At 70.9% G+C, this 18,629-nt stretch carries 18 protein-coding genes; 15 read left to right on the forward strand and 3 right to left on the reverse strand.

Translation table 11 applies throughout. The features are described 5' to 3' along the window. The first annotated feature begins 27 nt into the window (after nucleotides 1–27). The 10 genes from FZ046_RS13080 (at nucleotide 28) to FZ046_RS13125 (ending at nucleotide 10,666) form a co-directional block, all read left to right on the forward strand. Complete coding sequence (locus tag FZ046_RS13080; RefSeq protein WP_070354338.1) at nucleotides 28–1,245, forward strand: lipase family protein; 1,218 nt, start codon at nucleotides 28–30, stop codon at nucleotides 1,243–1,245. Beyond that, nucleotides 1,232–2,140 (forward strand): sialate O-acetylesterase, encoded by a 909-nt coding sequence (locus tag FZ046_RS13085; RefSeq protein WP_070354337.1) that lies wholly within the window; start codon nucleotides 1,232–1,234, stop codon nucleotides 2,138–2,140. Before FZ046_RS13080 ends, FZ046_RS13085 begins: the two co-directional genes overlap by 14 nt. Continuing rightward, nucleotides 2,141–3,382, forward strand: a complete 1,242-nt coding sequence (locus FZ046_RS13090; protein ID WP_246182988.1) for a lipase family protein — start codon at nucleotides 2,141–2,143, stop codon at nucleotides 3,380–3,382. A gap of 13 nt (nucleotides 3,383–3,395) precedes the next feature. Beyond that, the gene (locus tag FZ046_RS13095) at nucleotides 3,396–4,664 is read left to right on the forward strand and encodes an acyltransferase family protein (protein ID WP_070354336.1); all 1,269 of its coding nucleotides are present in this window, start codon (nucleotides 3,396–3,398) and stop codon (nucleotides 4,662–4,664) included. A gap of 20 nt (nucleotides 4,665–4,684) precedes the next feature. After that, nucleotides 4,685–5,896 carry a lipase family protein gene (locus FZ046_RS13100; protein ID WP_246182989.1) on the forward strand — a complete coding sequence of 404 codons (1,212 nt, stop codon included), beginning with the start codon at nucleotides 4,685–4,687 and terminating at the stop codon, nucleotides 5,894–5,896. 63 nt (nucleotides 5,897–5,959) lie between these two features. Then, on the forward strand, nucleotides 5,960–6,478 hold the full coding sequence (locus FZ046_RS13105; protein WP_246182990.1) for a YdcF family protein: 519 nt from the start codon (nucleotides 5,960–5,962) through the stop codon (nucleotides 6,476–6,478). Nucleotides 6,479–6,651: 173 nt separating this feature from the next. Next, nucleotides 6,652–8,082, forward strand: coding sequence for a sugar transferase (locus tag FZ046_RS13110; protein WP_083298352.1), 1,431 nt, complete (start codon nucleotides 6,652–6,654; stop codon nucleotides 8,080–8,082). Between the two features lie 129 nt (nucleotides 8,083–8,211). After that, a complete protein-coding gene (locus FZ046_RS13115; RefSeq protein WP_149484255.1) occupies nucleotides 8,212–9,021 on the forward strand; it encodes a biotin--[acetyl-CoA-carboxylase] ligase in 810 nt (269 codons plus the stop codon). Nucleotides 9,022–9,121: 100 nt separating this feature from the next. Then, complete coding sequence (locus FZ046_RS13120) at nucleotides 9,122–10,093, forward strand: IS481 family transposase (RefSeq protein WP_070356453.1); 972 nt, start codon at nucleotides 9,122–9,124, stop codon at nucleotides 10,091–10,093. A 54-nt stretch (nucleotides 10,094–10,147) separates the two neighbouring features. Beyond that, a complete protein-coding gene (locus FZ046_RS13125) occupies nucleotides 10,148–10,666 on the forward strand; it encodes a PH domain-containing protein (RefSeq protein ID WP_070356115.1) in 519 nt (172 codons plus the stop codon). On the opposite strand, the gene FZ046_RS13130 is transcribed toward FZ046_RS13125, so the two are convergent. Beyond that, a complete protein-coding gene (locus FZ046_RS13130; protein WP_070356114.1) occupies nucleotides 10,621–11,325 on the reverse strand; it encodes a GtrA family protein in 705 nt (234 codons plus the stop codon). The two genes, FZ046_RS13125 and FZ046_RS13130, sit on opposite strands and share 46 nt — an antisense overlap. Before the next feature lie 118 nt (nucleotides 11,326–11,443). On the opposite strand from FZ046_RS13130, the gene FZ046_RS13135 reads away from it, so the two are divergent. Genes FZ046_RS13135 through FZ046_RS13145 form a run of 3 tightly spaced genes read left to right on the forward strand, consistent with a single transcriptional unit; the run spans nucleotide 11,444 to nucleotide 14,343 of the window. After that, nucleotides 11,444–12,628, forward strand: coding sequence for a 5-(carboxyamino)imidazole ribonucleotide synthase (locus tag FZ046_RS13135; RefSeq protein ID WP_070356113.1), 1,185 nt, complete (start codon nucleotides 11,444–11,446; stop codon nucleotides 12,626–12,628). Next, entirely contained in the window at nucleotides 12,621–13,136 is a 516-nt protein-coding gene (purE, locus tag FZ046_RS13140) for a 5-(carboxyamino)imidazole ribonucleotide mutase (protein ID WP_070356112.1), read from the forward strand. Before FZ046_RS13135 ends, purE begins: the two co-directional genes overlap by 8 nt. 43 nt (nucleotides 13,137–13,179) lie before the next feature. Next, nucleotides 13,180–14,343, forward strand: coding sequence for an acyl-CoA dehydrogenase (locus FZ046_RS13145; protein ID WP_070356111.1), 1,164 nt, complete (start codon nucleotides 13,180–13,182; stop codon nucleotides 14,341–14,343). 7 nt (nucleotides 14,344–14,350) lie between these two features. Here FZ046_RS13145 and FZ046_RS13150 read toward each other — a convergent pair whose 3' ends face one another. Further along, nucleotides 14,351–15,085, reverse strand: coding sequence for a TIGR03089 family protein (locus FZ046_RS13150; RefSeq protein WP_070356110.1), 735 nt, complete (start codon nucleotides 15,083–15,085; stop codon nucleotides 14,351–14,353). Continuing rightward, nucleotides 15,073–16,569 (reverse strand): LCP family protein, encoded by a 1,497-nt coding sequence (locus tag FZ046_RS13155; protein WP_070356109.1) that lies wholly within the window; start codon nucleotides 16,567–16,569, stop codon nucleotides 15,073–15,075. Before FZ046_RS13155 ends, FZ046_RS13150 begins: the two co-directional genes overlap by 13 nt. Before the next feature lie 66 nt (nucleotides 16,570–16,635). Here FZ046_RS13155 and rfbD point away from each other — a divergent pair, with 66 nt between their 5' ends. After that, nucleotides 16,636–17,508 (forward strand): dTDP-4-dehydrorhamnose reductase, encoded by an 873-nt coding sequence (gene rfbD, locus FZ046_RS13160; RefSeq protein ID WP_070356108.1) that lies wholly within the window; start codon nucleotides 16,636–16,638, stop codon nucleotides 17,506–17,508. A 78-nt stretch (nucleotides 17,509–17,586) separates the two neighbouring features. Further along, nucleotides 17,587–18,609 (forward strand): cellulase family glycosylhydrolase, encoded by a 1,023-nt coding sequence (locus tag FZ046_RS13165; RefSeq protein WP_246182991.1) that lies wholly within the window; start codon nucleotides 17,587–17,589, stop codon nucleotides 18,607–18,609. Nucleotides 18,610–18,629: the final 20 nt, after the last annotated feature.

Consider the following 18,629-nt stretch of genomic DNA (forward strand, 5'->3'; position numbering starts at 1 on the left):
GGCCCGCACCGACGGGTGCGGTGACCGGTGACGCGCCGGACCATCCTGCTCATCACCGTTCCGATCGTCGTCATCGTGGTCGCCGCCGTGACCGTGCTGCTGGTCGTGGACCGGCGTCGTGACGAGGCTGCCCAGGCCCCGCCCGGCCCGCCACCGATCGCCTCGGCCCGCATCGCCGACGCCGGGCCGGGATCGCTGGTGAGTGCCGTCCAGATGCCGGCCTTCGACCGGACCAACTACGGCCGGTCGATGACTGCGGCGCGCGTGCTCTACCGGTCCACTTCCGGTGACGACGGTGCCGCGACCGTGGTGTCGGGCACCGTCTTCGTCCCGAAGGTCCCCCCGCCGCCGGGCGGCTGGCCGGTGGTGTCCTTCGGTCACGGCACGCTGGGCTGGCAGGAGGACTGCGGCCCGTCGCTGTCGGTGACGCTGCTCGGGCAGGTCGACGCGGTGCAGGGCTTCGTCAACCGTGGCTACGCCGTCGCCATGGCGGACTATCAAGGTCTCGGTGCGCCGGGCATCCACCCCTACAGCGACGCGAAGACCGCCGGGCTCAACATGATCGACGCGGTGCGCGCCCTGCGCAACACGTTCGACGGGATATCCGACCGCTGGGCTGCGATGGGCGGATCCCAGGGCGGGGGAGCGGCCTGGGCCGCCGACGAGCAGGCCGCCGTCTACGCCCCCGAGCTGAATCTGGTGGGCGCCGTAGGGCTCTCGCCGGCCGCGGACGTGTCCGGATTGGTGGACAAGGCGGTGGCGGGCACCCTCACCACCGATCAGGGACCCGTCCTGCAGGGCATCCTGTTCTCCCTCGCCCGGCTGCATCCCGACCTGAACCTCGACGACTACCGGCACGGTGCGGCGGTGAAGTACTGGGACGTGCTCTCGTCGTGCGGCGGGGCCGACGTCCACGACCGCACGACGGCGATGAACGCGCTCGGGCCGGACGACTTCGCGCCGAGTTCGCCTGCGGCGGCCGACGTCCTGCGGGACTACCTGACCGCCTGGGCGCTGCCCCAGCGGCCGCTGTCGGCGCCGCTGTACGTCGAGTTCGGCGCCCGGGACACCTTCATCGACCCGGCGTGGACGATCGCGGCGATCCAGCGGGCCTGCGCGCTGGGCGGCACGGTGACGTGGCGGGAGGACCCGCTGGCCGGGCACGGCGATGTCGAGTGGACCGCCGGGCTGACGTGGTTGGACCAACGATTCGAGGGGGTGCCCGCAGTCAATGGTTGCGCGTGAGAAGAGGAATCCCGACGGTGACAGCCCGCTGTGGCGGCGCCTGCTGATCGAGGCGAAGTGCACGGTGAAGCGCCGGATCGCGAAACCCGGTGTGCCCGTCGACCCGCCCGCCGAGCCGTACCTGGTGGTGCCGATCCTCGGGCAGTCCAACGCCTTCGGGATGGGACTGCCCCTGGACCCCGAGGGTCTGGACCGTCCGCATCCGCGAGTGCACCAGTGGGCGATGAGCGGTCCGTCCAAGGGCACCGTGGTGCTCGGCGTGGACCCGCTGTTCCACGAGATCCCGGCCCGACGCGTCGGTTTCGGCGTCACCTTCGCCAAGCGCCTGGCCGACGAGACGGGCCGCGCGGTGCTGCTGGTTCCCGGAGCGCGAGGCGACACGTCCTTCACTCCGAAGAACGGCTACACCTGGGACGGCGCCGACACCACGACGCGGACGAACCTGTACCGGCAGGCGGTCGCCGCGATCGACGCCGCCCTCGCCGCCCATCCCGGCAGCGAGGTCGCGGCGATCCTCTGGCACCAGGGCGAAACCGACGTGCCGCTGATGGAGCCCCGGGTCTACCAGGGCAAGCTCGACACCATGATCGCCGACCTGCGGTCGCGCTACGGCGCGCGGACCCCGGTCGTGCTGGGCCAGATGGTGCCCGAGGAGATGGAGCGCAGCGGCAAGCCGTACGCCGGCATCGACGCCGTGCACCAGGACACGCCGAACCGCCTGCCCGACACGGCCTTCGTGCCCGGACCGCGCGACGCCTTCAACAGCGACGCCGACCGGCACTACAGCGCCGCCGGACTGCGGGAACTCGCCGAGCGGATGTGGTCGGCGTACCGCGAGACGTGGCCGGATGCCCTCGCCCGATACCGGGTGGCGGGCGCGGGAAAGGGCGAATAGATGTCGATGCGGACCGTCGTCGCGTGCCTGGCCGCGGTGGCGGCCATCGTCAGCGGCTGCTCGACGAGCACGCCTGCCGAGTCGGCGGACCCGTCGGGTGCGATGCCGCTGCCCGGTGACTTCGGCGGCGACGCCGCCGGCTCGCTGCTCTCCGCGCACACGCTGCCCACCCTGGACCGCCGGCTGAGCGCCGCGTCCTCGGTGGCGGCCCGGATCACGTACCTGTCGACGTCGGGCATCGACGGCTCGGTGCGCGAGGTGTCGGGCACCGTCTTCACCCCCGCAGGGACACCGCCCGACGGCGGCTGGCCGGTCATCGCGTACGGCCACCCGACCACCGGCACGCGCTCGGAGTGCGCGCCGTCGCTCGATCCCATGCTGCTCGGGATGTCGCAGACCGTCACCGGTCTGGTCAAGGCCGGATACGTGGTGACGGTGGCCGACTACCAGGGCCTGGGCACCGACGGCTACCACCCCTACCTCGACGCGACGACCGAGGGCTACAACCTGATCGACTCGGTCCGTGCCGCGCGCAAGCTCACCGCCGGCGCGTCGACCCGGTGGGCGGCCTTCGGCGGTTCCCAAGGCGGCCAGGCGGCGTGGGCCGCCAACGAACTGGCCGGCGGCTACGCGCCGGAACTCCAGCTCGTCGGATCGGCCAGCTACTCCGCGCCGCTGTCCCTGGAGGGCTTCGTGGACGGGGCGGTCGAGGGAACGCTCACCTCGGAGCAACGGCTGGCGCTGTTGCAGGTACTCGGGTCGCTGGCGGCCGCGTCGCCCGACTTCCCGCTCGACGACTACCGCAGCGGCCTCGCGAAGGAGAAGTGGGACGTCTTCGAGGCGTGCAAAGGCCCCCAGGCAGAAGAGCGCGACCGGCTAGCGAATGACCTCACGGCCGATGATGTGCGTCCGGCGAGCCCGGGAGCTGCGGAGACGCTTCGCGCACGTTTGACGGCCATGTCACTTCCCAAGGTTCCAGCAACGGCGCCGCTCCTCATCGTCTATGGTGGGCAGGATCAACTCGTGCCGCCCGTGTGGACCGATCGGGCGCTCGAAGAGGCCTGTCGGAAGGGTGACGTGATTCAGATCGAGTTCCAGCCCGACCGCGGGCACGCCGACGTCGACGGCGGATCGGCGTTCCCGTGGATCAATCAGCGATTTGCTGGTGAACCGGTGCGCAACGACTGCCCCGCCTTCCTCGGGCCGGTGGAGCCCCCGGAGACGGAGCAGGTCCCGCAATGATCGGGGCCGGGCGATGACGGCCGGTACCGCGGCCGGCCCGGTCGCGGTCGCCGCCTCGGGAACGAGCCGCCCCCGAATCATCGGCCTGGATGGTGCGCGCGGCCTGTCGTGCGTCGGCGTCGCGGTCATGCACGTGTGCGCGCACTACTCGCCCGACACGGCCGCGCAGTACAAGACCAACCTGTTCGGCATGGGGCTGATCTTCTTCTACGTGCTGAGCGGCTTCCTGCTGTTCCTGCCCTACGTCCGCAACCTCGTTGCCGACCGGTCGCGCGCCGCCCTGCCGAGCACCCGGAACTTCGCCATCCACCGCCTGGCGCGCGTCATGCCCGGGTACCTGGCGATCTTCCTGCTGGTCAACTACGTCTTCAGCGTCGCCTACCTGGAGAACGCCTCGCTGCAGCCCCCGCGCAGCGACGCCGGCACGGGAACCATCACCGACCCCGGCCAGCTGATCGCGAACCTCGTGCTGGTGCAGTCCTACGTGCCGGGGTACTTCCAGACCGGGCTCAACCCGTCCTGGTCGCTCACGCTCGAGTTCGCCTTCTACACCTCGCTGCCGCTGCTGGGCATGGTGCTCTTCGCCCTGCGGAGGCGCACGACGCTGGCGCCCTACCGGATCGCCCTGATCGCACCGCTGGCCCTGATCGCGCTCGGATTCGCCGGCAAACTGATGGTGCCGCTGCTGATGACGCACTTCGGCATCACCGATCCGCACCAGGCCGACTGGGGCGCCAACTGGGTGGCGGTGTTCCTGCGCAGCTTCGTCGCGAGCGGCGACAACTTCGCCTTCGGCATGCTCGCGGCCGTGCTGGTGGTCGCCATCCAGAAGGGGACGCTGCGCGAGTCGGTGAGCCGCCGGGTCCGTGCCGCGTCGTGGCTCGCGATCCTGCCGGCGTGCGTGCTGTGCGCCGGGCTGCTGGGGCTCGGCGGCGTCTTCGCCCTGTTCGGCGTCAGCGCGGTGGCCCTGCTCGCCGGTCTGGCGATCCTCGTCATCGTCGTCCCCGTCGTGCGCGGCGAGAAGTCGAGGATCGCGAACCTCCTGGAGACGACGCCGTTCCGTTTCGTCGGTAAGGTTTCCTTGTCGGCGTACCTGTGGCACTTCCCGGTGATGCTGCTGCTCGGCCGCTGGGGCCTGCTGGGCGCCGACACCGTGGGCGGCATGGCGTACAACGTCGCGATCGTCCTCGGTGCCACGCTGCTGATCTCCACGGTCACCTACTACGCCGTCGAACAGCCCGTGGTGAACTGGGCCAGGCGATACCGGTACGGGATGGGATGATGCGCAAGACGCTGCGGAGGGTGGCCGTCGCACTCACCTCAGCGCTCGCCATCGTGGCCCTGGCCGCCTCGCTCCCGGTGTCCTTCAACGCCGCGGCCAATCTCATTGCGGTGCTGGCCCGCTCGGGTGGTCAGGTGGTGCCGATCGCCAACGCCGACCTCTCCGGCACCGGTCCCGGGTCGCTGGTGAGTGCGGTGACGATGCCCGGCCTCGCCGCCACGCCCGCCGGCCTCAAGCAGCAGTCCGCGCGCGTGGTGTACCGCTCGACCAACGGCGACGACGGTGCGCCCACCGAGGTGTCGGGTGCCGTCTTCGTCCCGCTGGGCAGCCCGCCCGGCGGGGGGTGGCCGGTCGTCGCGTTCGGTCACGGCACCACCGGCATCGACGAGCCGTGCGCGCCGTCGCTGTCGAACGACCTGATGGGCACCGCGAGCATCGTGGCCGGGCTGACCGGTCAGGGCTTCGCGGTGGTCATGCCCGACTACGAGGGACTCGGTGCCCCGGGCGTGCATCCCTACACCGACGCCCGGACCGCCGGGCGGAACCTGATCGACGCCGTCCGGGCGTTGCAGCACACGTTCGCCAATGTCTCGAATCGCTGGGCGGCGCTGGGGCATTCCCAGGGTGGCGGGGCGGCGTGGGCGGCCGACGAGCAGGCCGGCCAGTACGGCGCCGGCCTCGACCTGGTGGGCACCGTCGCCCTGGCCCCGGCGGCCAGCGTCGCGGGGCTGGTCGACAAGGCCCAGGCCGGCACGCTCACCCAGGATCAACGGCTGGCGCTGACCCTGATCGTCGAGTCGCTGGCGCGGCGCTACCCGGACGTCGATCGCGACGAGTACCGCCGCGGCAAGGTCGCCCGCACCTGGGACGTGCTCACGGCGTGCGCCGGACCGCTGGTGGCGCAGCGCCCGACCGTCTCGGCGAACCTCGCGCCCGACGACGTGAAGCCCTCGAGCCCGGCGGCCGCCGACCGGCTGCGCACGCCGCTGCAGCGCTGGGCGCTGCCACAGCAACCGCTGGCCGCTCCGATGTACGTGGTCTACGGCGACAGCGACACGCTGATCGATCCGGGGTGGACGACCGACGCGATCGCCCGCGCCTGTGCGCTCGGCGGCACCGTGCAGTGGGAGCTGCAGGCCGGCAAGGGCCACGGTGACATCGACTTCAGCCGTGCCCTGGCCTGGATCGTCGAGCGGTTCGCCGGCAAGCCCGCCGCCAACGACTGCCGCTGACCGCCCGTGTCCTGGCGGAGGCGATGGATCACGGCCGTCGAGGCCCTGCTGACGGTGCTCGTGGTGATCGCGGTCGACCTCGCGGTCAGTGGCTACGTCGTCTTCGCGAACGCCAAGGTCGACGCCCTGACGCGCGCGGACGCCATCATCGTGCTCGGCGGCGAGCACGACGGCCGCGAGGACTACGGGCTGGACCTGGCCCGGCAGGGCTGGGCCCCAACGGTCGTGCTCTCCAACCCCTACGACGACTGGGACCCGGTGATGAAGCGCGTGTGCCGGCCGTCGCCCGGCATCGAGGTGCTGTGCGTGCGTCCGGACCCGCTCACCACCCGCGGCGAGGCGTTGCTCATGCGCGACCTCGCGACGCAGCGGAACTGGAGCCGGATCATCGTCGTCAGTTGGCGGTACCACCTGCCCCGAGCACGGTTCGTGTTCACGCAGTGTTTCTCCGACACGCCGGGTTCCTCGGTCATGGTGGCGGTACCGCGGCGCTATCGCTATTCGATATTCCGCTGGGAATTCGTCTACGCATACCAATGGGCTGGACTCGCGAAGGCCGTTGTGCAAGGCGAATGCGATTGACCACGGGTTTCAGCGAATATGTGGCGTCCGCTGGCAAACGGTGTCATAGTGTTACCGAGCGCGGGGGCGGGCTCGAAATCATTTGCCGCCAGCAAACAGGAGGTTAGCAGCAAGTGTCGGTGGCTGAAGAGGTTCACGTACCCGCCCGAACCTCGGTGCGCTCAGTCGGTCAGATGGCCGGCCCGCAGTGGCAGCAACGCTACGTGCGCGGCCTCGTCGTGATCGACGTCCTCGTCGTCGGCGTCGCCCTCGCCTGCGCCCAGATGGTGCGCCTCGGCCGCCCCATCACGGCCGGTGACCCCGCGACCGTCTACTTCCTGATCCTCTCCTGCTTCGTCGGCGCCATCTGGCTGACGTTGCTGGCGGCCTACCGCACGCGCTCCCCGCGAATCGTCGGCGCCGGCGTCGAGGAGTACCGCCGGGTGGTGTCGGCCACGCTCGCCACCATCGGCGTCGTCGCCGTCGCCCTCATGATCTTCCGGCCGGAGTACGCCCGCGGCTATCTCGCGGTCGCCTTCCCGCTCGGGCTGCTCGGCCTCGTCGTCGGACGCAACCTGTGCCGCGCCTACCTGGCCCGCCAGCGCCGCCGCGGCCGCTGCGTCGTCACGGTGCTCGCCGTGGGCGACGCCCGCGCGGTGCGCAGCCTGGTGCAGTCGCTGACCCGCGGCTGGGGCTACGGCTACCAGGTGATCGGCGTGTGCCTGACCGGCCGCAGCTCGGGCGGCACCATCGAGGTGCCCGAGGTCGGCACGCTGCCCGTCCTGGGTGACGAGGGGAAGGTGCACGACGCCATCCTCAAGACCAACGTCGACACCGTCGCGCTGACCACGACCGACCACCTCGGCCCCGAGGGCGTCCGGGAACTGTCCTGGGATCTGCACAAGCTCGGCGTCGACCTCGTCGTCACCCCCGGCGTGGTGGACGTGGCCGGCCCGCGTCTGACGATGCGCCCGGTCGCCGGCCTGCCGCTCATCCACGTGGAGAAGCCGCAGTACAGCGGCACCAAGAAGGTGCAGAAGCTGGCCTTCGACTACTTCGTCGCCATCAGCGTCCTGATCGGCGCGCTGCCGGTCATGCTGGCCTCGGCCATCGCCATCAAGCTCACCAGCCGCGGCCCGGTGTTCTACAAGTCCGAGCGCATCGGCCTGGACGGCCAGCCGTTCCAGATGATCAAGTTCCGCACGATGGTCGACGGTGCGGACAAGCAGGTCGACACGCTGCTGGCCGTCAACGACAGCGTTGGCGGCGTGCTGTTCAAGGTGAAGAACGACCCGCGGGTGACCCCGGTGGGCCGCGTGCTGCGGAAGTACAGCATCGACGAGCTGCCGCAGTTCTTCAACGTGCTGCGCCGCGACATGAGCGTCGTGGGTCCGCGCCCGCCGCTGCGCCGCGAGGTCGACACCTACAACGACCAGGTGCGCCGCCGCCTGCTGGTGCTCCCCGGCATCACCGGCCTGTGGCAGGTCAGCGGCCGCTCCGACCTGTCCTGGGAGGACTCGGTGCGCCTCGACCTGTCCTACGTGGAGAACTGGTCGATCACCAACGACCTGCTGATCGCGGTCAAGACGATCCGCACCGTCGCCAGCGGCAGCGGCGCGTACTGACAGCAAACGCGTCGCCGCACCCGCGGCAGCGACGTGACCGGCGTCACGAACGGCGGCCGCAAACCCCTTTGGCAGTCTCGCCATCGGGTGATGCCCGAACGTCGCGCCGGTGCTCCTAGGCTGAGCGGCATGTCCGATCCCCGCGCTGCCCTCGACCCCGCCGCCCTCGCCGACGTGGCCGGCCCCGGCGGGCCGTGGCGCCGGATCGACGTCGTCGCCGAGACCGGATCCACGAACGCCGACCTCACCGCGCGCGCCGACGCCGGCGAGGACGTCGACGGCACCGTGCTGGTCGCCGACCACCAGACGGCGGGCCGCGGCCGCAACGGCCGGACCTGGGCGGCCGTGCCGGGCGCGCAGGTGTCGATGTCGGTGGCCGTCGCCACCGCGGGGCTGCCCCCGGCGGCGTGGGGCTGGGTGCCGCTGGTCACCGGGCTCGCCGTGCTGGACGCCGTCGCCGAGACCACCGGGGTGCGCGCCGGGCTGAAGTGGCCGAACGACGTGCTGGCCGGACCGGACGCGCGCAAGCTGGCGGGGATCCTCGCCGAGGTCGCCGGCGGCGGCTCGGTGATCGTGGTCGGCGTGGGCCTCAACGTCTCGCACGACGTCGACGAGCTGCCCGACCCGGCGGCCGTCTCGCTGCGGCTGCTCGGCGCGCCGGAGGCCGACCGGCGCGAGTTGGTGGCCGCACTGCTGCGGCAGCTGGCCCGCCGCATCGACGACCTGCGCCGCCACGGCGGCGCAAACGCCGCGCTGGTCGAGGAGTACGTCGGGCGCAGCCTCACGGTGGGGGCCCGCGTGCGTGCCGTGCTGCCCGGGGACCGCGAGGTGGTGGGCACCGCGCGCGCCATCGACGACCAGGGACGGCTGCCCATCGACACCGACGCCGGGACGGTCGTGGTGTCGGCCGGCGACATCGTGCATCTTCGTCCCGTCTAGTTGTCGTGACCCGGCAGGTTGTTGACGGCGTGCCTGCTTGAAATTGGGAGGACCTCCTGACGGAGTGGATGTGTCTGGCATTCACCCGTAGGAGGTCCTCGTGTCCCACGCTAACGCCCGTACCAACGTGTTCGCTCGTCGCCTGATCGTCGAGCGTGTCGCCGCTGGCTGGCCACCCGCTCACGTCGCTGAACAGCTGGGTATCTCTCGTGCGACGGTCTACAAGTGGCTGCGCCGCTACGACGAAGGCGGCGATGCGGCCCTGTCGGACCGGTCCTCGCGACCGATCAGGACCCCGGCGCGCACCAGCGCCAAAGTGGAGCACGAAGTGCTCGCTGCCCGGCGCCGCCGCAAGCGCGGTGCTGTCGTGCTGGCTGCCGAGCTCGGCCTGAACCCATCGACGGTCGGACGGATCCTGGCCCGCCACCAGGTGCCCCACCTGGCAGCGCTCGACCCGATCACCGGCGAGCCAGTGCGCTCGTCTCGTCGCAGCCCCAACCGCTACGAACACCGCACCCCGGGTTCGCTGGTCCACATCGATGTCAAAAAGCTCGGACGCATCCCCGCCGGCGGCGGATGGCGTCTGCACGGACGTGACGCTGCGGTCTCAGTGGCCAACCGCCACAAGAAGACCCGCATCGGCTACGACTACGTCCACACTGCCATCGACGACTACAGCCGACTGGCCTACACCGAAGTCCTGTCCGACGAAAAGGACCTCACCTGCGCAGGATTCCTGCACCGCGCGATGGCTTGGTTCGCCGCCCACGGCGTACGCGTGCGACGGCTGCTGACCGACAACGCCCTGGTCTACCGGCAGGGCACCAACTGGGGTTGGGTATGCACGGCCTGGCAGCTCAAACGTCGGTTCACCAAGCCCGGCTGCCCCTGGACCAACGGCAAAGCAGAACGCTTCAACCGAACTCTGCTCAACGAATGGGCCTACGCCCGAGCCTGGACATCCAACAGCCTGCGCACACGAGCACTTGACCGATTCCTCCGCCTATACAACACTCGACGCGGCCACTCCGCCCTCGGCGGAAAACCACCCATCAGCCGGCTCGCCGCCTGACAACAACGTCTCAGGTCACGACATCTAGTCGCCGACGGTCGGTATGGTGCCGGCGTGGGATACCCCGACAACGTCCTGGCCGCAGACGAGCGCGTCGTGCTGCACCGGCATCCGCACTGGAAGCGGCTGATCGGGGCGGTCCTGGTCCTGCTGCTCGCGACCGCGCTCGCGGCGTTCGGCGCCGCGGTGGTCGATCAGACGTCGTGGGAGCCGACGGCGAAGAACATCGTGATGATCGTGATCGGCGCAGTGTGGCTGATCGTCGTCGGGTGGCTGGTGCTGTGGCCGTTCCTCGCCTGGCGTACGACGCACTTCGTCATCACCGACCGCCGGGTGATGTTCCGCCACGGCCTGCTCACCCGGCAGGGCATCGACATCCCGCTGGCGCGCATCAACAGCGTCGAGTTCCGCCACGGGCTGTCCGACCGCGTGCTGCGCACCGGCACGCTGGTCATCGAGTCAGCGGCGCAGGATCCGCTGGAGTTCCACGACATCCCGCGGGTCGAGCAGGTACACGCCCTGCTCTATCACGAAGTCTTCGACACCCTCGGTTCCGAGGAATCGCCCAGCTGACGGCCGCGCCGGCGCCGCGTGGGGCGCATCGGCGTCACGGTGCCGTCACCCGGGGGTACCGCCGCGTCGCCGGTGCGGATCTCGTTGCCGTGATGGATTTCGTAGTCGTCCTCGAGCACCTCGGCGATGCCGCCGGCGGTGACCGTCGCCTCGATCGCCTTCTCCGGGTTGCGCGCGAATTCGTCGGGGAACACGAACCGCCGGAACGCCCAGAACCGGAACGCCATCTGCAGCAGGTTGCCGATGATGTAGGCCGAGACGAAGTCGGCGATGTTCTCGACCGTCAGCGACACCTCGGGCACGCGCAGGCCCAGCATGTAGCTCGACACCCACAGCGGAGCCATGCTCAGGACGACGCCCACGCCGCTGACCCCGAAGAACAGCAGGGCCTCGTGGTGCCGTTCGCGCCCGCCGCGGTCACGGAAGCTCCACTCCCGATTCAGGATGTAGGAGGCGATGACCGCGACGATGCCGGCGATGATCTTCGCCGTGACGGGCTTCGGCTCGAGGATCGTGAGCTTGAGCGTGAAGAAGATGGCCGAGTCGATGACGAACGTGGTGGCGCCCACGATCGCGAACTTGATCAGCTCGTGGTGTCGCTCCGCGAGCGGTCGGACGGCGCGTGGCAGCCGTGCGATGGTGGCGTCTGCGAAGGACATGAGTGGCGAGTCTACGGAAACCACGACCGTGACGCGTACCCGTGCAGGTCGCGCTGGGTGCAGCCGACCCGCCGGGGCGTGAAACGATGACCGGGTGAGTGCACCTCCCGTCGTCGCCATGATCGGTGGCGGTCAGCTGGCCCGGATGACCCACCAGGCCGCCATCGCGATGGGCCAGACGCTGCGCGTGCTGGCCACCTCGCCGGACGAATCGGCTGCCCGGGTCACACCCGACGTGGTGCTGGGCGCCCACACCGACCTCGAAGCGCTGCGGTCGGTGGCCCAGGGGGCGACGGTCGTGACGTTCGACCACGAACACGTGCCGACCGAACTGCTCGACGCGCTCGTCGCCGACGGGATCACCGTCGCCCCGCCGCCGCAGGCGCTGGTGCACGCCCAGGACAAGCTCGTCATGCGCCGCCGCCTCGAGGCGCTGGGCGCCCCGGTGCCGCGCTACGCCGAGGTCACCGACGTGGCCGACGTCGAGGCGTTCGCCGCACGGATCGGTGGTCCGGTCGTGGTGAAGACGGTCCGCGGCGGCTACGACGGCCGCGGCGTGACGCTGGCCGACGACCTGGACGCGGCGCGGGCCGCAGTGCGGCGCTACCTCGACGACGGCGCCGCCGTGATGGTGGAGGAGCGGGTCGCGATGCGGCGCGAACTCTCGGCGCTGGTGGCGCGGTCGCCGTTCGGTCAGGGGGCGGCGTGGCCGGTGGTGCACACCGTGCAGCAGGACGGAATCTGCGTCGAGGTGATCGCGCCGGCGCCGAACCTCGATCCGGCACTGGGCGCGGCAGCCGAGCGGCTCGGTCTCGGCCTGGCCGCCGACCTCGGCGTCGTCGGCGTGCTCGCCGTCGAACTCTTCGAGACCGTCGACGGCGGCCTGCTCGTCAACGAGCTGGCGATGCGGCCGCACAACTCCGGGCACTGGTCCATGGACGGCGCGTACACCAGCCAGTTCGAACAGCACCTGCGCGCAGTGCTCGACTACCCCCTGGGCGCGACCGGGCCGCTGGCCCCGGTGACGGTGATGGGCAACGTGATCGGCGCTCCGGAGCCGCCGGAGATGAGCATGGACGAACGCGTGCACCACCTGTTCGCCCGCATGCCCGAGGCCAAGGTGCACCTGTACGGCAAGTCCGAGCGGCCGGGGCGCAAGATCGGTCACGTCAACGTGCTGGGCGCCGCCGGCGGCTCGCTGGACGACGAGGCCTACGTCGCCGACGTCCGCGAACGCGCGACCCGCGCCGCGCACTGGTTGTCTCACGGGGTCTGGACCGACGGATGGGATCCGCATGACTAGTTCTGCGACGGCGCCGCGCGTCGGCGTCATCATGGGCAGCGACAGCGACTGGTCGGTGATGGAGGACGCCGTCACCGCGCTCGTCGAATTCGAGGTGCCCTTCGAGGTGGGTGTGGTCTCCGCCCACCGCACCCCGCAGCGGATGCTCGACTACGCGCGCTCCGCCGCCGGCCGCGGCATCGGCGTCGTCATCGCCGGCGCCGGCGGCGCGGCCCACCTGCCCGGCATGGTGGCCTCCGCGACGCCGCTGCCGGTGATCGGCGTGCCCGTGCCGCTCGCGCGCCTCGACGGGCTGGACTCGCTGCTGTCGATCGTGCAGATGCCCGCGGGCGTGCCCGTCGCGACGGTGTCGATCGGCGGTGCGCGCAACGCCGGCCTGCTGGCGGTGCGCATCCTCGCCGCGGCCGACGAGGCGCTGCGCGCACGGATGGAGCGCTTCCAGGCCGATCTCGAGGAGATGGTGCTGCGCAAGGATGCCGCGTTGCGGGACCGACTGCTCGGCGACTGATCCGGCCAGGGTAAAGTTACCGACGAGTAGCAAGGAGTAGACAATGGCGTTCGGCAACCCGTCCTTCGACGTCTTCAAGCTGTCCGACGAGCACGAGGAACTGCGCACCGTCCTGCGCGACCTGTGCGAGAAGGAGATCAAGCCGCACGCGGCGGACGTCGACGAAAAGGCCCGTTACACCGACGAGGCGCTCGCCGCGCTGAACTCGTCGGGGTTCTCGGCCATCCACATCCCGGAGGAGTACGGCGGCCAGGGCGGCGACTCGATCGCGGCCTGCATCGTCATCGAGGAGGTCGCCCGGGTGTGCGCGTCCTCGTCGCTCATCCCCATCTGCAACAAGCTCGGCACCATGGGCATGCTGCTGCGTGGCTCCGAGGAGCTCAAGAAGCAGGTCCTGCCGTCGATCGGCGGCGGTGAGGCCACCGCGTCGTATGCGCTGAGCGAGCGCGAGGCCGGCAGCGACGCCGCCGCGATGCGGACCCGGGCGCGCAAGGACGGCGACGGCTGGGTGCTCAACGGCAGCAAGTGCTGGATCTCCAACGGCGGGCACTCGCAGTGGTACACGGTGATGGCCGTGACCGATCCCGACAAGGGCGCCAACGGCATCTCGGCGTTCGTGGTGCACGAGGACGACGAGGGCTTCACCGTCGGGCCCAAGGAACGCAAGATGGGCATCAAGGGCTCCCCGACGACCGACCTCTACTTCGAGGACTGCCGCATCCCGGGTGACCGGATCATCGGCGACGAGGGCACCGGCTTCAAGACGGCGCTGGCGACGCTGGATCACACCCGCCCGACCATCGGTGCGCAGGCCGTGGGCATCGCCCAGGGCGCCCTGGAGGCGGCGATCGCCTACACCAAGGAGCGCAAGCAGTTCGGCAAGTCGATCAGTGACTTCCAGAACACGCAATTCATGATCGCCGACATGGCCATGAAGATCGAGGCGGCGCGGCTGATGGTGTACTCGGCGGCCGCGCGCGCCGAACGTGGCGAGGCGGCACTGGGTTTCATCTCGTCGGCGTCGAAGTGCTTCGCCTCCGACGTGGCGATGGAGGTCACCACCAACGCCGTGCAGCTCTTCGGCGGGTACGGCTACACCGTGGACTTCCCGGTCGAGCGCTTCATGCGCGACGCCAAGATCACCCAGATCTACGAGGGCACCAACCAGATTCAGCGCGTCGTCATGTCGCGCGCGCTGCTGAAGTGACGCCCGCCTAGGGCAATTCGGCGGTGATCTTCTCGGCCTGGCGGCGCCGTTCGGCGGCCGCCGGGTCCGGGTTGGTCACCTGCACCAGCGCCGCCCCCGCGGCGAACACCGACAGCAGGTTGCCCACCAGGGCGTCGGGGTCGCCCCACGCCCGGCTGGACAGCACCCGGTCCCCGGGCGTGAAACCGGCACCGGCGCCGGCACTCTCGGCGGCAGCCAGCACCTCGGCCGGGCTGCGACCCGCGAGCGCCGGACCCGGACTGCGCTCGGCGACGATCTGGTCGCCGTGCACGCGCACCGCGGTCGCGTAGTCGGTGACGCCGACCGGCAGATCGGCGACCGGCCTGCCGAATGCGTCGAGGGACAGCACCAGGACCTCTCCCATGTCGACGGCCGTGTCGGCTTCGTCGAGCCGCTCGAGCGTCGCGCAGGCGACGTCGCAGTCACCGGCCCAACCGTCGTGTCCCAGCACGACTTCGGCGCCGACGTACCACGCGCCGAACAGCACGCCGACGGTCTGCCAGTGCGCGGGGAGCAGCACCGCGACGCGGCCACCCGGTCCGACGCCCAGTTCGTCGCGCAGCAGGTTGCCGGTCTTGGCGGCCCAGTTGGCCAGCGTCACCGCCGACAACTCGATGCGCTCGCCGGTGGCGTCGTCGTAGTAGGTGACGGCGGGGGCCGTCGGGCTGGTGCGCAGCCGCGGCTCGAGCAGGGCCCCGCTGACGGTGCTCAGTTCACGCACGCCGGGTCGTCCGAGCCTGCGGTGATGATCGGGGACGTCAGGGGAGCGGTGCCGTCACCGGAGGCGGCCGCCGGGTCGACGGTCTCGCCGGCGCTGCCGGTGTCGGTGGTGAGCCCGATGGTCGAGGGATCCTCGTTGCCCAGACCCGAGCCGGGCCCGGTGTAGTCGCTGCCGAGGACGACGCGGACGGTGCCTGCCGGCACGGTCGCGTCCTCGACGACGGGCAGGCCCAGTTCCTTCGCGACGGCCTGCGCGCCGAGGTCGTCGAGCTTGGCGGCCTGCACGACGCTGCGGTCCACGTGGGCGGCCTCGTTGTTGCCGACCGCGCCCTCGACGTAGCCCTTGCCGGAGAGCACCTGCGACACCGACGCGGCGAGGCCGTTGATGTCGGTGTCGTTGGCGACGTCGACGGTGGTCTTGTCCGGGCTGTAGGCGAGTTGCTCGGTCTTGCCCTGGTCCTGGTCCTGCAGCAGGCCGGCGACCCACTCCTGTACCGCGGTGGGGTCGACGCGCACGACGCTCTGCATGCCGTCGTCGCTCCAGCCGTCCTCGGCCAGCACCGGGATGGTGGCGAACGCGACGTTGCCCGCCGCGAGATTCTGCAACTGCTCGACGAAGTCCATGATGTCCCAGCCGTCGGACAGCACCACCGACCGCTGCACCGCGGCCTGCAGGCGGTTGAGCGTCGCGGGGCTCGACAGCGTCTTGCCCGAGATCACCTGGTGGGCAAGAGAAGCCATCACGGCCTGCTGCCGCGTCACGCGGTCGAGGTCGCCGCGCGGCAGGTCGTGGCGCTGCCGGACGAAGCTGAGCGCCTGTGGGCCGTTGAGCTTCTGCCACCCGGCCGGGAAGTCCGCGCCCGACAGCGGTTCATACACCGGGTCCTTGAGGCAGACGTCGACGCCGCCGAGGGCGTCGGTGATGAGCGAGAAGCCCAGCAGGCCGATCTCGGCGTAGTGGTCGACCGTGACGCCGGTCAGCCCGGCGACGGTCTTGATGAGCGCCTCACGGCCCTTCTCGACGGCCTTGGGCTCGGCGACGGCGGGATCCTCGCCCTCCACCTCGACGAGTTGCTTCATCTCCTCCAGCTTGACCGCGCCGAAGACGCCGTTGATCTTGGTCTTGCCGAAGCCCGGCGCCTCGACGTACGAGTCGCGCGGGATCGAGATGGCCGTCGCGGACTTCCCGTTGTTCGGGATGCGGACCAGGATGATGGTGTCGGTGTTGGTGGCGACGTCGTCACCCGCGCGCAATGTGGCCAGTTCCTCGGCCGAGAGCGGATTGCCGTGCGCGTCGGTGCGGCTGTCCATGCCCACCAGCAGGATGTCGATGGCGCCGTCCTCGCCGCCACCGCCGAGGGAGTCGGCGCTGATGTGGTTGATGCCGGACTCGAAGGACCGGATCTTGCCCCACGCCACGCCGGTGCCGATCACGACCACCACCGCCGCGATGACGGCGATGGTCCTGGCGATATGAGCGGGCATTGGCCCAGGCTACTGGCGCAACGGCCGCGGACGGAGTAACGCGGGTCGGCGTGCCAGACTCGAAGGATGTCCGCTCGACTCGTGATCCTCGGCGGCGCCGGCCTGCTCGGGACGGTTCTCGCTGCTCAGGCCCGCGCGGACGGCCGCGACGTGGCGTCGCTCACCTCGGCGGCCTGCGACGTCACCGACGCCACCGCGCCCGGACGTCACATCCGGGCGGGCGACGTGGTGATCAACTGCGCCGCGTACACCCGGGTGGACGACGCCGAACGCGACCGCGCCCGGGCGCACGCGGTGAACGCGACGGGTGCCGGGAACGTCGCCCGCGCCTGCGCCGCGGCCGGGGCCGATCTGCTGCACGTCTCCACCGACTACGTCTTCGACGGCGACTTCGGCGGCGCCGCACCGCAGCCGTACGAGACCGACGACGCCACCCACCCGCTGTCGGTCTACGGCGCCACCAAGCTCGCCGGCGAACGCGAGGTGCACGCCGCCCTGCCCGACGCGACCGTCGTCCGCACGGCGTGGATCTTCGTCGGCGGCAACGGAACCGACTTCGCCGCCGTGATGCGGCGCAACGCCATCGAGGGCGCCGCCGTCGAGGTGGTGGCCGACCAGATCGGATCACCCACCTACGCCGTCGATCTCGCATCGACCCTGCTGTCGCTGGCCGACCGGCGTCCGGCCGCCCGCGTGCTGCACGCCGCCAACGCCGGCCCTGCGAGCCGGTACGACCAGGCCTGCGCGGTGTACGAACTCGTGGGGGCGGACCCGCGCCTCGTCACGCCGGTCGGCTCCGAGGAGCACCCCCGCCCCGCACCCCGGCCGACGTACTCGGCGCTGGGGGCCCAGCGCTCCGCGGCGGCGGGCGTGGCGCCGCTGCGGCCGTGGCGGGACGCGCTCGCCGCGGCGCTGGCGGTACCTCTCACCGGTCGCTGAGCCGCAGGGACGGCAGGGACCGTCGGGTACCTTTGTCCCATGAAACGGCGGCGGCCCATGAAGCGACGTGCAGGAACGGTGTTCACACGCCTGGCGGCGGGAGTGGCGGCCGTGCTGGTGGCGGCCATGGTGCCGTCGGCGGCGCAGGCGGCCCCGCCGCGCGTGCCGGCGGCGGGCTACGGCTTCGGCGACGGTGCGCAGATGACGTGGCTCGGCGCGGCCGACGTCAACCGCGAACTCGACGCGGTCGGCCAGACCGGTGCGTCGTGGTTCCGCGTGCTCATCCCGTGGACGCAGATCGAGACCGCCAAGGGACAGTACGACTGGGGGCAGACCGACCTCGTGGTGAACGCCGCGACGGCCCGCGGGCTCAAGGTGCTGGGCGTCATCGCCTACTCGCCGGACTGGGCGCGTCCCGCCGGCTCGTACTTCACCACTCCGCCGGACAACGCCGCCGATTACGCGGACTTCTCCAAGGCCGTGGTGCAGCGCTACGCCGGTCGGGTGAGCAATTGGCAGCTGTGGAACGAACCGAACCTGCCGCTGTTCTTCGGCGGGACGCCGCACAACGCGCCGCGCTACACCGACCTGGTGAAGGCCGCCTACCCCGCGATCAAGTCCGTGCAGCCCAACAGCACCGTGGTGCTCGCCGGCTTCAGCCGGCTGCCCGGTGACGAGTCGCCGCCGGCGTTCCTGGAGAAGATGTACGCCGCGGGCGCCAAGGGCAGCTTCGACGCCGCCGCCGCGCACCCGTACGTCTTCCCGACCGGGCTGGCGGCCAACCCGGAGAACGGCTTCTCCGACCTCGCCGCGCTGCACGACGTGATGGCCGCCAACGGCGATGGTGGCAAGCGCATCTGGATCACCGAACTCGGCGCACCGACGAGCGAGGGCGGTGACGGCGTCAGCCAGCAGGAGCAGGCCAAGCAGATCACCGACGTGCTCGCCGCGGTGGCCGCGACGTCCTACAGCGGACCGGCCTTCATCTACAGCATCCGCGACACCGACACCGCCAACCGCGGCGACCGGGAGTCGAACTTCGGTGCGCTGCTGACGTCGGACTATCAACCGAAGTTCGCCGCGAGCGTCCTGGCGCGCTGACCGCCGAGCCGACACACGGT

Source organism: Mycolicibacterium grossiae, from assembly GCF_008329645.1.
Lineage (GTDB): Bacteria > Actinomycetota > Actinomycetes > Mycobacteriales > Mycobacteriaceae > Mycobacterium > Mycobacterium grossiae.

Excerpts from the sequence above, each read along its gene's own strand:
- FZ046_RS13085 (WP_070354337.1), top strand. The coding sequence starts at position 1,232 with ATGGTTGCGCGTGAGAAGAGGAATCCCGACGGTGACAGCCCGCTGTGG.
- FZ046_RS13090 (WP_246182988.1), top strand. The coding sequence starts at position 2,141 with ATGTCGATGCGGACCGTCGTCGCGTGCCTGGCCGCGGTGGCGGCCATC.
- FZ046_RS13095 (WP_070354336.1), top strand. The coding sequence starts at position 3,396 with ATGACGGCCGGTACCGCGGCCGGCCCGGTCGCGGTCGCCGCCTCGGGA.
- FZ046_RS13110 (WP_083298352.1), top strand. The coding sequence starts at position 6,652 with ATGGCCGGCCCGCAGTGGCAGCAACGCTACGTGCGCGGCCTCGTCGTG.
- FZ046_RS13115 (WP_149484255.1), top strand. The coding sequence starts at position 8,212 with ATGTCCGATCCCCGCGCTGCCCTCGACCCCGCCGCCCTCGCCGACGTG.
- FZ046_RS13130 (WP_070356114.1), bottom strand. The coding sequence starts at position 11,325 with ATGTCCTTCGCAGACGCCACCATCGCACGGCTGCCACGCGCCGTCCGA.
- FZ046_RS13135 (WP_070356113.1), top strand. The coding sequence starts at position 11,444 with ATGATCGGTGGCGGTCAGCTGGCCCGGATGACCCACCAGGCCGCCATC.
- purE (WP_070356112.1), top strand. The coding sequence starts at position 12,621 with ATGACTAGTTCTGCGACGGCGCCGCGCGTCGGCGTCATCATGGGCAGC.
- FZ046_RS13145 (WP_070356111.1), top strand. The coding sequence starts at position 13,180 with ATGGCGTTCGGCAACCCGTCCTTCGACGTCTTCAAGCTGTCCGACGAG.
- FZ046_RS13155 (WP_070356109.1), bottom strand. The coding sequence starts at position 16,569 with ATGCCCGCTCATATCGCCAGGACCATCGCCGTCATCGCGGCGGTGGTG.
- rfbD (WP_070356108.1), top strand. The coding sequence starts at position 16,636 with ATGTCCGCTCGACTCGTGATCCTCGGCGGCGCCGGCCTGCTCGGGACG.